Below are 13,102 nucleotides of genomic sequence, written 5' to 3' on the forward strand. Positions count from 1 at the left end.
ACGGACCACTAGACTGGTGAATCAACGGATTCTCAGGGCCCTTCGACAGACACCGCAACGAGATCGGCCCGGTGCCGATGAGAGGTTTTCATGACATATGTAATTGCCCAACCCTGCGTCGATGTGAAGGACCGCGCGTGCGTCGAGGAATGCCCGGTCGACTGCATCTACGAGGGGGAACGCACGCTGTACATCCACCCCGACGAGTGCGTGGATTGTGGCGCTTGTGAGCCGGTGTGCCCCGTGGAAGCCATCTACTACGAGGACGACGTCCCCGAAGAGTGGGACGAATACACCACGGCCAACGCCGACTTTTTCGATGATTTGGGCTCGCCAGGCGGTGCCGCGCGCACGGGCGCGATCGATCACGATCACCCCTTTATCGCCGCGTTACCCCCGCAGAACCAAGACTGAAGGGGTCTAAGAGCATGACGTCGTTCGGCTTGTCGCTTCCTGACTACCCTTGGAACTCTCTCGCGCCGTACCGCGAACGTGCCGCGAAGCATCCTGGCGGAACCGTCGATGTGTCGATCGGAACGCCCGTGGATCCGACGCCGCAGCTCGTCCGCGAGGCCTTGGCTCAAGCAGCAGACGCGCACGGATACCCTACGACTCAGGGAACCACGGACGTCCGGCTTGCCGTGGCGGAATGGTATGCCCGACGACGCGGCGTAACCGGCCTGGACGAAAACTGCGTCATGCCGACTGTAGGTTCCAAAGAGCTCGTGGCCTGGTTGCCCTTCCTTCTGGGGTTGGGGGAGGGCGACGTCGTCGTTCGTCCTCGCGTTGCGTATCCGACCTACGACATCGGGGCGACCCTCGCGGGAGCAGAGGCCGTGGTAGCGGACGAACTCAGCGTATTGGATGAGCGGACTCGCTCAAGGGTCCGACTCGTGTGGGTGAATTCCCCGGGCAACCCCACAGGTCAGGTACGCGACGAGGAATCGCTCAGACGACTCGTGCGCGAGGCCCGCGAGGTGGGCGCCGTTGTGGCTTCCGACGAATGCTACGCCGAACTCGGTTGGGGCGATTGGGACGAAGCCCGGGGTGGCCGGCGCGTTCCATCGATCTTGGATCCGGCGGTCTCAGAAGGATCCTTGGAGCATCTCCTCTCCGTGTACTCGCTGTCTAAGCAGTCCAACCTTGCCGGATACCGGGCCGCTTTCGTGGCAGGCGACCCCGAGATCATGGCCAACCTCGTCAATTCCCGCAAACACGCGGGCATGATCGTGCCTCGCCCGATACAAGACGCCATGGCCGTGGCTCTTCGGGATGACGCTCACGTCGTGGCTCAGAAGGATGCGTACCGTCGCCGGCGGGAGGCTCTCAAGCCCGTCGTCGAGCAGTACGGCCTAAAGATCTCGGGTTCCGAAGCGGGGCTGTACCTGTGGGGAACCATGGGGGAGGACACCTGGACGACGGTCGGGAGGTTTGCCGACCTCGGAATCGTGGTGGGCCCTGGTGTTTTCTATGGAGAGCTCGGTGAGGGAATGGTCCGCATTTCGTTGACCGCAACGGATGAGCGCATCGCGGCGGCCGTGGAACGCTTGTCCTCTCTGTGACCTGCCCTTTGACTCTCGGGGTGGCTCTGGGGCCGCTCAAGATGACATCGGATGTAGCTTCAGGTCACGTCTGGATGAAATCCGTCTCGTTTCCGAACCCTAATTCGTGACGGTGTGTCGTCAAAGGGTAGGGTGTGTGGAGAGATTCTGTGTCCCCGCCCACGCCACGGCCCCTGGCCGCGTTTGTCGGGCGGCGATTTTATGCCAGGGCCCGGGCAACCCCGGAGCCTCGGCTGGTCGAGGGATGCGTTCACACGGGAGGAAAAATGACCGAAAAAGCGACGTTTACATTCGCTGGAACCAGTGTCGACTGCCCGGCCGTCGAACCCACCGACGGAACCGGTGCCTTCGACATTGCGAAGTTACGTTCTGAAACCGGCGGTTACGTGACGTACGACCCCGGGTTTATGAATACGGCAAACACCAAGTCGGACATCACCTACATCGACGGCGACGCAGGCATTCTGCGCTACCGGGGCTATCCGATTGAGGACCTTGCCCAAAAATCGAGCTTCGTCGAGGTCGCGTACCTGTTGATTTACGGGGAGCTGCCGACCGAGGATCAGATGGCCGAGTTCGATCATTTGATCCGGACTCACACGATGGTCCACGAAGACCTGAAAATCTTCTACTCGGGTTTCCCCCGGACCGCGCACCCAATGCCCGTCTTGGCCTCCGCGGTTTCGGCGCTCTCGACGTTCTATAACGACTCTTTGGACCCGCACGACGAGCGCGAAGTCGAAATCTCGACGATTCGCCTGTTGTCGAAGGTCCCCACCTTGGCGGCTTATGCCTTCAAGAAGTCCAAGGGTGAGCCGATGCTCTACCCGCAGAACGACCTGAACTACACCGAGAATTTCTTGCGTTTGTGCTTTGGGGTGCCCGCGGATCATTACGAGATCGATCCCGAGATCGCGAAGGCCCTCGACCTCCTGCTGATCTTGCACGCAGATCACGAGCAGAACTGCTCAACGTCGACGGTTCGTCTGGTTGGCTCGTCCGACGCCAACATGTTCGCTTCGGTCTCCGCCGGGATTAACGCTTTGTACGGCCCCAAGCACGGCGGCGCGAACGAAGCGGTCTTGAATATGTTGCGTCGTATTCAGTCGGAAGGCATCTCGCCTGAGGACTACATGGAGAAGGTCAAAAATAAGGAGGACGGCGTCCGCCTGATGGGCTTCGGACACCGCGTCTACAAGAACTACGATCCGCGGGCTCGCATCGTGAAGTCCACCGCGGACTCGATCCTGGAGAAGCTTGGCGGCGACGACGAATTGCTCGACATCGCTAAGCGTCTGGAAGACAAGGCCCTCGCCGACGACTACTTCGTGGAACGCAAGCTGTACCCGAACGTCGATTTCTACACGGGCCTCATTTACAAGGCCATGGGGTTCCCGGAGCAGATGTTCACGGTCCTCTTCGCGATCGGTCGCCTCCCCGGCTGGATCGCCCAGTGGCGCGAGATGATGCAGGACCCGTCGACCAAGATCGGCCGCCCGCGTCAGGTCTACACCGGTCATCCGGAACGTCGCTACCCCGGGCTCGATTCCTAGCACCCACCGGGGCCTGTGGCCTTAGACCAAACGCCGCCGCATTCGTGCGAACCTCCAGGGGAGGTCGACACGAAAGCGGCGGCGTTTGGTCATTAAATGCCGGCACCGGGCCCCGGCGTTGGACCCCGGGGCCGGCGTCGTCGGTTATGCCTCGTAACCGTTGGGATTCTCGTGTTGCCAACGCCAGTGGTCACGGCACATCGTGTCGATGTCGCGAGTTGCTGACCACCCCAAGTCGGCGAGGGCAGAAGAGGGGTCGGCGTAGGAGACGGCGACGTCGCCCGGTCGCCGGTCGACGAGCTCGTAGGGGATTGCCCGACCGGAGGCCTTCTCAAAGGCATCTCGTACCTCGAGGACCGAATACCCATTACCGGTTCCGAGGTTCCAGGTGCGCAACCCACCATGGTTGGAAATGAAGTCCAGGGCCTTAAGGTGTCCCTCGGCCAGGTCAACCACGTGGATGTAGTCACGAACCCCGGTTCCATCAGGGGTGGGGTAGTCGGCGCCGAAGATCTTCAATTTCTCTCGACGTCCCACGGCCACCTGGGCAATGAACGGCAGAAGGTTATTGGGAACTCCCGTGGGGTCCTCACCGATCCGACCAGACTCGTGCGCGCCAACAGGGTTGAAGTACCGCAAGAGCGCCACATTCCACGACGCGTCAGAGGCGGCGAGGTCGATCAACATATCCTCAATATGTTCCTTCGTCCGGCCGTAGCACGACTGGGCATCCATTGGCAGCTTCTCGGTCAGCGGCATCTCTTCGGGGGCACCGTAAACCGTGGCCGAGGAGGAGAACACCATGGTGCGGCATTCCACCTGTTCCATCGCGTACAACAGGTTGATGGTCCCCGCGACGTTGGTGTTGTAGTACCACAGGGGCTTTTCCGCGGATTCACCGACTGCTTTGAGACCCGCGAAGTGAATGACGGCATCTGGCCGGGTCTGGGCGAACACGTCATTCATCGCCGGGGCATCGAGGAGATCCACCTGGTGGAACTCGATGGTCTTGCCGCCAGCGAGCTCACTCACTCTGTCCAAAGAGGTGCGGGAAGAATTGGAGAGGTTATCCATCACCACGACGTCGTGACCCGCCTCGAGGAGGGCCAGGACAGTGTGGCTTCCGATGTAACCGGCTCCGCCAGTCACCATGATTTTCATATGTGTGTCCTTGAAGTTTTGTGCCTAGTTGGCGTGAAGAATGGAGTTCAATTCGACGGAACCGCTGGCCCGCTCGATGGCTTCGACGGTGCCGGATTGCGAATTGCGGCGGAAGAGAAGGTTGTTCACTCCGGAAAGTTCGGATGCCTTGACCACGGTGGTGTCGTTGCCGGTAGCTACGGTGACACGCGTGCCGGACGTGATGTACAGGCCGGCCTCGACCACGCAGTCGTCACCGAGGGAAATCCCCACGCCGGCTTCCGCACCGAGCAACACGCGTTCACCGAGGCTGACGCGCTCCTTGCCGCCGCCGGAGAGGGTGCCCATGATCGAAGCACCGCCGCCAATATCGGTGTGATCGCCGACGACGACGCCCTGGCTAATGCGGCCTTCCACCATCGCGTGTCCAAGGGTGCCGGCGTTGTAATTGACAAACCCTTCATGCATCACGGTGGTTCCTTCGGCGAGGTACGCGCCGAGGCGCACCCTGTCGGCGTCGCCGATCCGGACGCCGCTCGGCACCACGTAGTCGACCATGCGTGGGAATTTGTCGACCTGGTAGACCGTCACGTGCCCTCGGGCCCTGAGCGCGAGGCGGGCCTGTTCGAATTCGCTGGCAAGCACGGGCCCGAAGTTGGTCCATGCGACGTTGGTCAACGCCCCGAAAATGCCGTCGAGGTTAATGGAGTTGGGCGTGACGAGGCGGTGTGAGAGGAGATGGAGCCGGAGGTAGGCATCCGCCGTGTCCACGGGAGCTTCCGCCAGGATCGTTGAGGTCTCAACGACGGTTTGAGTCACGTTGCGTGCCGGGTCGTCGGCCTGAGCCTCTTCGAGTGCCGAGCGCACCGAATCGTCGGGGTCGCTGGTCAACGTCGGCGTTGGGTACCAGACCTCCAGGATCGTGCCTTCGTTCGGGCCGGAGGCAACCACGGTTGCCAGGCCGAGACCGGATGCGTGTTCAGGGGTCGTGCTGTTAGTCATGTCTGCCATTCTACGAAGCCCACCGGTCAATCCGCACGGAAAGTCCTCGGCATGACACATCGTGGGACACAGGCTGCCGGGGGCCTAAGGTATTCACATGACTCACGATTCCCCAACGGCCGCGCAGCCCACCCCCAAACTCGACGTAGAGAAGAGCGTCGCCGACCTTACGGCGGACCTTCTCGACATCTATTCGGTCTCTGACGCCGAAACACCTCTGGCCGACGCCGTGGAGTCGGCCTTGGAGGGGGTAGACCATCTGACCGTGCACCGGCACGGAGATACCGTCGTGGCACGGACGAGCTTGGGTCGTTCCGAACGCATCGTATTGGCCGGTCACCTGGACACGGTGCCGTTGCCCACGACCCAAGGGGCCAAGGGAACCGTCCCCTCGGCATGGGACAAGCTCGACGGACGCGACGTGCTGTACGGACGGGGCGCGACCGATATGAAGGGTGGCGTGGCGGTTCAACTCAAGCTAGCCGCCACCCTCGTCGAGCCACTGCGCGACGTCACCTACGTGTTCTATGACCACGAGGAAGTCTCCAGCGACGCTTCGGGGCTGGGTGCCTTGATCGACGCCGCGCCGGAGTTGGTCACGGACGCGGACTTCGCGGTCTTACTGGAACCCACCGACGGGCACATTGAAGGCGGCTGCAACGGAACCCTGCGGTTTTGGATTGCGACCGACGGCGTCGCCGCTCACTCTGGCCGGGCCTGGATGGGACGCAATGCGATTCACGGGATGAGCGATATCCTGCGGATCCTCGATCAGTACGAACCAAGAAGCGTCCTCGTGGATGGGCTGGAATATCGAGAGGGCCTGAACGCGGTGCAGATTCACGGCGGTGTGGCGGGAAACGTCATACCGGATTCCTGCAAGGTGCACATCAACTATCGCTTTGCGCCAGATCAGAGCCTCGAACAGGCCATGGATCACGTTCGTGACGTGTTCGGGGGATATGAGTTGGATTTCGTCGATACCTCCGCAGCGGCCCGGCCGGGTCTCGACGCCCCGTTGGCACAAGAGCTGGTCCGATCGGTGGGCTCGGAGCCCAAGCCCAAATACGGGTGGACCGACGTCGCCCGATTCTCTGCGCTCGGAATTCCTGCCGTGAACTTTGGCCCCGGCGATGCCTTGTTGGCCCATTCCGACGACGAGCACGTCTTCGCGTCGGAGATTCAGGACTGCTACGAATCCCTTCGGACCTGGTTGACGAGTAGTTCAGCGCATCAGTGACTTCCCAGGGAATCACCGGGTACTGACATGTTTCTGAATACGCCAGATCTTGGGTCATGGTCCACAATGGGGGCATGAACTTTATCCTGGTGGGACTGACCTTCGTGATTTTGGCGGCCGTTCTCATAGCGTGTGCCGTCTTGGGGGCGGACAGATTGGCTGGGGCCGAATATGTCTCGCGGGATGGCCTGGAGACTCCCGGGCCCGAAAGGAGCCCGTTGGAGAGTCCACGAGGGCGCCATCACGAAGCGAACCACCGAACCGCCGATTCCGTCGACGAGCGGTGACGCCCGCCCAACAGCTGGTGGCCCACGCACAGTCCGGTGTTCGGCGGTGGGCCACGAACCTTCCCATCTGGTCATGGATTCTCGGAATCTATGGTGTATCCCGCCTCTGGGGTTGGATCGTCTTCTCGCTCGTTGGCAAGCAACAACAAGCGAGCCCGTGGAGCGATGGCCCCATGGGCTACCTTCAGTACATCGGCATTTGGGACAGCGATTGGTATCGCCAGATCGCCGAGTCCGGCTATCCGACCACTCTTCCCATGGGCGCCGGGGGCACCGTCGACCAAAATCCTTGGGCGTTTTACCCGCTCTTCCCATATGCGGCCTCCGGCCTGATGAAGGCGACCGGGTGGAGCTGGGCGATGGCTGGGGGAACCGTATCTCTGGTCTGCGGTGCCGTCACGGCCATTCTCTTGTACGGGATTTTCACCTCGTCCCGAACGTTGGCGCTGGGCTCCGAGAAAGCGGGCGGGGAACAATTCGTCTCTCCGCGCCGCATTCTGCACGGGCTTGGGTTGCGTCAGCCGGCCCGAGGCGTTGACCATTTTGCGTTGTGGAGCACCGCCTTGGTGTTGTTCAACCCCGTCGCTCCGATCCTTCAGACTCCCTACGCGGAATCGCTGAACCTCATGTTCTTGGCCGGTTGCGCGCTGGCGCTGGTCCGCGGAAATTTGCTGCTGTGTGCGATCCTGCTGGTCCCCACCTGCCTCAGCCGGCCGGTGGGTGTGCCGTTGGCCGCGGCCTTGGGCCTGTGGTGGTTGACGCGATTCATTCTGGCGTACCGGGCGGACACTGAGAGGTCCGGGAGCCCCCGAATCTTCAGGGCCCTCCGAGAGACGGCACCGTTCCTTGGTGTCGGGCTCCTCGCGTGTGTGTTCGCTTTCGCCTGGCCAGCCATTGCCTGGGCGGTGACGGGCCGCGTGGACGCCTATACGGCCACCGAGACGGCGTGGCGCGGCGAGCACCTCTTGCCCGTTCAGCCGTGGATTCAACAGTCCTTGACGTACTTTGCCGATCCAGGACCGGTCATCCTTTTGGCTCTCGTGGTCGGCTTCGTGGCGCTGATGCATTCGCGGGTCGTTTTGACGACGATTCCGCTCCGTCTAAGGTTCTGGTGCTATGCCTACGTCGCCTATTTGCTAGTTTTTCTTTTTCCCCAGTCCTCGACCTTCCGCTTGCTTCTACCAATGTTCCCCCTGGCGGCACCCCTAATGGCCGTTTCGGATTCCAAGGCCTATCGCACGGTGATTCTCCTGGGAGCGGCCATCGGGCAGCTGATTTGGGTGGGCTGGTTGTGGCATTGGAAGGAGCTCCCCAGCGGCGGTGATTACCCTCCGTGATGCCGTGGCAGACGCCCTGACCTGCTGTTTAATGTGATCGCGCTATCATTGGACTATTGGGGAACGGTCGTTGCCCATCACTACCGTCGATCCGACAAGGAGCATCAATGGCTGCGATGAAGCCGAGAACCGGTGAAGGTCCCATGGAGGTAGCCAAGGAAGGCCGGTCTCTCATCATGCGCATCCCTCTCGAAGGAGGGGGCCGTTTGGTCCTGGAGATCACTAAAGACGAAGCGCACGCCCTGAAAGAATGCCTGGACCCCATTACCCAGTCCTAGGACGACGTCGGGACGCGGCACTCCACGTGCCACGGTGCGTTCCAACACACGGTCGACGAGCGAGGATTGCTGGTAATGTGCTGGTGTGTTTGGAATCAACGGTGCCGAGTTCATTGTCTTGGTCGTCATCGCCTTTTTCGTGATCGGCCCGGAGCGCATGCCGGAGTATGCCCGACAGCTCAAAGATCTCATCAAGACTCTGCGACGTACCGCGATGGGTGCCAAGGACGACCTTAAGGACTCGTTGGGTCCCGAGCTCAACGACATCAATTGGCGCGCCTACGACCCCCGTCAGTACGATCCTCGTCGGATTGTCCGCGAGGCATTGCTGGAAGACGACGAGGAACTCGAGCAAGAGCGCGCGAGGGCATCCACGCCTCCGGCAGCCGCTCGTAGCAGGCTCTCGCCGGGGGAGCTGGCCCCTTACGACACGGAAGCCACCTGAGACACCAGAGAATTAACCTCAAGGCCGTGGCGAACGGATCATTTGATCACTGTTCGCCACGGCCTTTTTGGTACTCATCAGGGGCGGAAGCCGAGTTAGAGAAGGTTGAGGGGCAGGCTCTTCCCCGCCAGCCCCCGCCGTTGACCGCGGATACTCTGTGCGACGTCGCGCAATGCGCTTCCCGAGGGCGACTCCGGAGCGGACCACACCACCGGTACTCCGCAGTCTCCGCCACTCCTGAGCGACATGTCAAGAGGCACAGAGCCCAACAGCGGGACGTCAGCATCCAGCGCTTTGGTGAGGCGGTCGGCGAGGAGTTGTCCGCCCCCAGACCCGAACATTTCCATCGTGCTTCCATCGGGCATGACCATGGCGGCCATATTCTCGACGACGCCGAGGACGGTTTGGCCCGTCTGTAGGGAGATGGTTCCGGCGCGCTCGGCCACGTCCACGGCCGCCGCTTGCGGTGTCGAGACCACCACCAGGTTGGCCTTCGGCACGAGCTGCGACATGGAAATGGCGATGTCACCCGTGCCGGGCGGCAAGTCGAGGAGCAATACATCGAGATCGCCGAAGTGAACGTCGGTCAGAAATTGCTCCAACGCACGGTGAAGCATGGGGCCTCTCCAAGCGATCGGCTGATTGCCTTCGACGAACATTCCGATGGAGATCACACGGATCGACCCGGGTTGCCGTCCCTCCGGCTGATGGCGAAGCTCCTGCGGAACCTCAACCACGGGCGGCAGGATCATGTCGTCCAATTTGGTGGGAGGCTGCTGAACGCCCAGGAGACCGGGGATCGAGAAGCCGTGCACATCGGCGTCGACGATCCCTACGGCTAGGCCCGAGGAGGCGAGCGACGCCGCCAGGTTCGCGGTCACGGTCGACTTGCCCACGCCACCCTTGCCCGACGCGATGGCGTAGACCTGCGTCAGGTTGTCTGGCGAGGCGAACGGGTTGACCTTGGTGTGCCCCAGCGCATCCTTGAGGGATCGACGCTGTTCGGCGTTCATATAGTCCAAGTCAATGCGGACTTCTTGGACGTCTTCCACACGGCCCACGGCCTGTCGGACATCATCTTGAATGGTGTTCTTCAGCGGGCAGCCCTCGATGGTGAGCCGGATGCCCACGTGAGCTACGCCGTCGACGAGTTCGGCCCGGCTGACCATCCCCATTTCCGTGATGGGCCGGCGTAATTCAGGATCGATGACCTCGCCGAGGGCCGCGAGCAAGCTCTCATTCATCGGGGTTCCGAGCGGCTCGGGAGCCGGATTTCGACGAATTCTTGGGTGAATTCTGCGTTTGGGCTTCCTCGAGGTCGAGGATGGACGTTTTGGGCTCCGGCTCGCCGGTGAGCTTTGAGGAATCCTTTTTGCGGCGTTTCGTCGATTCTGAGGAATCGTCGACGTCGTCGGACTCGGCATCGGTTCGAACGACTTCTTCGATCAAGTCCCGAATCTCGGAGCGAACGAAGTCGCGCGTGGCCACCTCACGCAGTGCAATGCGCAATGCGGCAATCTCCCGGGTGAGGTATTCCGTGTCGGCCAAGTTCTGTTGCGCACGTTGCCGGTCCTCCTCGGCGACGACGCGGTCGCGGTCATCCTGGCGGTTCTGCGCCAAGAGCAACAGGGGAGCGGCATAGGAGGCCTGGAGCGACAACATGAGCGTCAGCAGGGTGAAGTTCAAGGATCGAGGGTCGAACTGTAACTCTTCGGGCATCAGCGTGTTCCAGATGAGCCAGATGCTCACGAAGACCGTCATCCAGAGGAGGAACTGCGGGGTTCCCATCCACCGAGCGAAGGACTCGGTCATCACACCGAAGGACTCCGGGTTGGGCTGATAGCGCTGGTACCACTTCGGTTTGCTGGCGAGTGGTGTATCGAGCCCCTGATGGTGCGATGTGCGGGCCCGGCGGTTGCGGTTCGAATCACTCAAACTTGCGTCCCACCTTTCGTACGGGAGTTCCGTCATCATTCGTGCGCCAGTCCTCGGGAAGCAATGCGTCGAGGACGTCGTCGATGGTCACGGCACCTACGAGTCGATCATGATCATTGGTGACGGGAATGATGGTGAGGTCATAGGTGGCCAAAACTCGGGAGAGATCCTCCAGAGAGGCCATATCGGAAATCGGTTCGATGCTGCGGTCGATAATGTTGCCGACGGATTCGGGCGGCGCGTACCGCAACAATTGCTGCATATGCACCATGCCGATGTAGCGTCCCGTGGGTGCCTCGAGCGGAGGGCGGCACACAAACACAGCAGCGGCCACGGCGGGGCTGATTTCTTCTTGCCTGATGTGCGCCAGGGCCTCCGCGACGGTGGCCTCCGGCGGGAGGATGATCGGGACGGGAGTCATGAGGGAGCCCGCGGTGCCTTCTTCATATTCGAGCAAACGGCGGACGTCTTCTGCGTCGTCGGGCTCCATTTTGCCCAGCAGAGTTTCTCTCTGGGTGTCGGTGAACATATTGAGGAGGTCGGCCGCGTCGTCGGGTTCCATCTCTTCGAGGATGTCTGCGGCGCGTTTAAGGTCCAAGTTGGAAAGAATCTGTACCTGGTCTTCGACCGGAAGTTCCTGAAGGACGTCGGCCAATCGCTCGTCTTGGAGTTCCTCCGCGACTTCGAGCATGCGCTTGTCGTTGAGGTCGTGAAGGGCGTCCGCCAAGTCAGCGGGCTGAGTTTCTTCGTGCGTCGCGAGGAAGTGGGATGCTCCTTGCGGCTCCATGGCGGTGCCGTAGACGACGTCCTCCCAGTCCACGACGAGCGTCTCGTTCTTGCGCCGCATGAGGCGACCGGTGCTTTCGGAACGTCGGACGAAGAGTTCCGTGATCTTCCAGTCGCCGTTCTTGGTCTGCTCCATCGCGCAGTCCTCGATCGTGGCGGCTCCGGTGCCATCCGTGAAATGAACCGTGCGGTCGAACAACTCGCCGATGACGAGCGCTTCGGCGCCTCGCTGCTCGAAACGGCGAAGGTTGACCAAACCGGTGACGATGATTTGGGTTGCATCCATGCTGTTGACTCGAGTCATCGGCACGAACACGCGCTTCTTTCCCAGGACCTCGACGACGATGCCCACCACGAGTGGTTGCAAGTGTTTTCGCTGAGAGTCTCTATTGAGCACGACGACATCACGCAGTCGGCCCAAACGGTCACCGACGGGGTCGAAAACGTCGAGGCCAAGGAGGCGGGCGATAAAAATTCTGCTCGGTACGTTGCTCACTTAAACAGGTTACTCACATGTTTTCCTCTGGAACATCTTTGGGGTTCACCTGTGGCGATACCCAGGCGCGCGGTTGGCAGTCTCGGCGCAGGCAAGGAAAAATGATCCCTATGGCACAATCCGGAAAGTCCAGACTCGCTGCACTGCGTACTGAGCACCTTGCAAGCTCGGTGACGGTGGGGAAATTCTCCAAGTACAACGACGCCCAAGGCGCCGTGGATCTATTGGCGGAACGGGGGTTTCCCGTTCAAAACTTGGCGATCGTCGGAACCGACCTCCGTCAGGTCGAACACGTGGTTGGAACGCTTTCCTACGCGCGCGTCGCGGCCTCCGGCGCCATGCAGGGGTTGTTCTACGGAGTGTTCTTGGGCTTGTTGCTCATGCTTTTCGGCCACGAAAACCCGATGGCGGCGTTCCTCACCTCGGTACCACTGGGCGTGGCCTTTTGGATGATTCTCGCCATCATCGGTTTCTCCCGTCGGGGCGGACATCGGAGCTTCACTGCCGTCGGACAGATGGTCGCCGGAAGTTATGACCTCGTGTGCGCACCTCAAGAAGCGGCCGAAGCCCGCCGACTCTTGGGCGGCAATACCCAACGTTCTCCTTTGCGCCCCACGGCACCGGAACAGCCGTATTTTCCCGAGCAGGCTGGAGAGCCGCGAAACGGTCCCGACGGACGGTTTGGCCAGGCTCCTCAACAGCGCCCGCCGCACGCTCAAGGCGCACCACATCAGCAGGGCTCCGGTCCATCCGAACATAGCGGACGCGAACCATGGGGTCAGCAAGGCTCCTCTACCCAGGGGAATGACCCAAAGGTTCCCGGAACAGGGGCACCGGAGGGGAACACTCAAGCACGAGACTTCAAGGATCTTCCCGACGGCCGCCCGAGGTTCGGTATCCGCGACGAACACGCCAGCAGACCGAGGCCGGACGGCACGCACGGCGATTCCCCAACGTCGGACGGAAACGCCCCCGGACCTGATGACAGGCCGCACGCCTCCTAGCCCGTGACACGAAAAAGCCCCGGACACATCCGTCCGG

Annotated in this window: 14 protein-coding genes; 9 read left to right on the forward strand and 5 right to left on the reverse strand. The window is 61.5% G+C overall.

Annotation, left to right across the window (positions count from 1 at the left end):
* The first annotated feature begins 90 nt into the window (after positions 1 to 90).
* The 3 genes from fdxA to B9Y51_RS07585 all read left to right on the forward strand — a co-directional run bounded on the left by fdxA (position 91) and on the right by B9Y51_RS07585 (position 3,115).
* A complete protein-coding gene (gene fdxA, locus B9Y51_RS07575) occupies positions 91 to 414 on the forward strand; it encodes a ferredoxin (RefSeq protein WP_048680458.1) in 324 nt (107 codons plus the stop codon).
* 14 nt (positions 415 to 428) lie between these two features.
* Positions 429 to 1,562, forward strand: a complete 1,134-nt coding sequence (dapC, locus tag B9Y51_RS07580; RefSeq protein WP_085529309.1) for a succinyldiaminopimelate transaminase — start codon at positions 429 to 431, stop codon at positions 1,560 to 1,562.
* Positions 1,563 to 1,828: 266 nt separating this feature from the next.
* Complete coding sequence (locus B9Y51_RS07585; RefSeq protein WP_048680454.1) at positions 1,829 to 3,115, forward strand: citrate synthase; 1,287 nt, start codon at positions 1,829 to 1,831, stop codon at positions 3,113 to 3,115.
* Between the two features lie 144 nt (positions 3,116 to 3,259).
* Here the strand turns inward: B9Y51_RS07585 and galE are convergent, their stop codons facing one another.
* Both galE and dapD read right to left on the reverse strand, forming a co-directional pair.
* Complete coding sequence (galE, locus tag B9Y51_RS07590; RefSeq protein WP_085529310.1) at positions 3,260 to 4,276, reverse strand: UDP-glucose 4-epimerase GalE; 1,017 nt, start codon at positions 4,274 to 4,276, stop codon at positions 3,260 to 3,262.
* Between the two features lie 24 nt (positions 4,277 to 4,300).
* A complete protein-coding gene (dapD, locus tag B9Y51_RS07595; RefSeq protein WP_085529311.1) occupies positions 4,301 to 5,266 on the reverse strand; it encodes a 2,3,4,5-tetrahydropyridine-2,6-dicarboxylate N-succinyltransferase in 966 nt (321 codons plus the stop codon).
* Positions 5,267 to 5,354: 88 nt separating this feature from the next.
* On the opposite strand from dapD, the gene dapE reads away from it, so the two are divergent.
* From dapE to B9Y51_RS07620, 5 genes are all read left to right on the forward strand, one after another.
* Positions 5,355 to 6,497: a succinyl-diaminopimelate desuccinylase gene (dapE, locus tag B9Y51_RS07600; protein ID WP_085529312.1), complete on the forward strand. Its 1,143-nt coding sequence runs from the start codon at positions 5,355 to 5,357 to the stop codon at positions 6,495 to 6,497.
* A 74-nt stretch (positions 6,498 to 6,571) separates the two neighbouring features.
* Entirely contained in the window at positions 6,572 to 6,784 is a 213-nt protein-coding gene (locus tag B9Y51_RS07605; protein ID WP_143468026.1) for a hypothetical protein, read from the forward strand.
* On the forward strand, positions 6,781 to 8,121 hold the full coding sequence (locus B9Y51_RS07610) for a hypothetical protein (RefSeq protein ID WP_245826100.1): 1,341 nt from the start codon (positions 6,781 to 6,783) through the stop codon (positions 8,119 to 8,121). Before B9Y51_RS07605 ends, B9Y51_RS07610 begins: the two co-directional genes overlap by 4 nt.
* A 107-nt stretch (positions 8,122 to 8,228) precedes the next feature.
* Positions 8,229 to 8,399, forward strand: coding sequence for a DUF3117 domain-containing protein (locus tag B9Y51_RS07615; RefSeq protein ID WP_065424263.1), 171 nt, complete (start codon positions 8,229 to 8,231; stop codon positions 8,397 to 8,399).
* 85 nt (positions 8,400 to 8,484) lie between these two features.
* Positions 8,485 to 8,844 (forward strand): twin-arginine translocase TatA/TatE family subunit, encoded by a 360-nt coding sequence (locus B9Y51_RS07620; protein WP_048680431.1) that lies wholly within the window; start codon positions 8,485 to 8,487, stop codon positions 8,842 to 8,844.
* Between the two features lie 95 nt (positions 8,845 to 8,939).
* Here the strand turns inward: B9Y51_RS07620 and B9Y51_RS07625 are convergent, their stop codons facing one another.
* The 3 genes from B9Y51_RS07625 to B9Y51_RS07635 are packed head-to-tail and all read right to left on the reverse strand — an operon-like array spanning position 8,940 to position 12,061.
* The gene (locus B9Y51_RS07625; RefSeq protein WP_085529314.1) at positions 8,940 to 10,088 is read right to left on the reverse strand and encodes an Mrp/NBP35 family ATP-binding protein; all 1,149 of its coding nucleotides are present in this window, start codon (positions 10,086 to 10,088) and stop codon (positions 8,940 to 8,942) included.
* The gene (locus B9Y51_RS07630; protein WP_245826102.1) at positions 10,081 to 10,779 is read right to left on the reverse strand and encodes a DUF1003 domain-containing protein; all 699 of its coding nucleotides are present in this window, start codon (positions 10,777 to 10,779) and stop codon (positions 10,081 to 10,083) included. The genes B9Y51_RS07625 and B9Y51_RS07630 overlap by 8 nt, the downstream gene beginning before the upstream one ends.
* Positions 10,772 to 12,061: a magnesium transporter MgtE N-terminal domain-containing protein gene (locus B9Y51_RS07635; RefSeq protein WP_048680420.1), complete on the reverse strand. Its 1,290-nt coding sequence runs from the start codon at positions 12,059 to 12,061 to the stop codon at positions 10,772 to 10,774. The genes B9Y51_RS07630 and B9Y51_RS07635 overlap by 8 nt, the downstream gene beginning before the upstream one ends.
* A 110-nt stretch (positions 12,062 to 12,171) precedes the next feature.
* On the opposite strand from B9Y51_RS07635, the gene B9Y51_RS07640 reads away from it, so the two are divergent.
* A complete protein-coding gene (locus tag B9Y51_RS07640) occupies positions 12,172 to 13,065 on the forward strand; it encodes a YflT domain-containing protein (RefSeq protein ID WP_085529316.1) in 894 nt (297 codons plus the stop codon).
* Positions 13,066 to 13,102: the final 37 nt, after the last annotated feature.

Source organism: Kocuria massiliensis (genome assembly GCF_900169715.1).
Classification (GTDB): domain Bacteria; phylum Actinomycetota; class Actinomycetes; order Actinomycetales; family Micrococcaceae; genus Rothia; species Rothia massiliensis.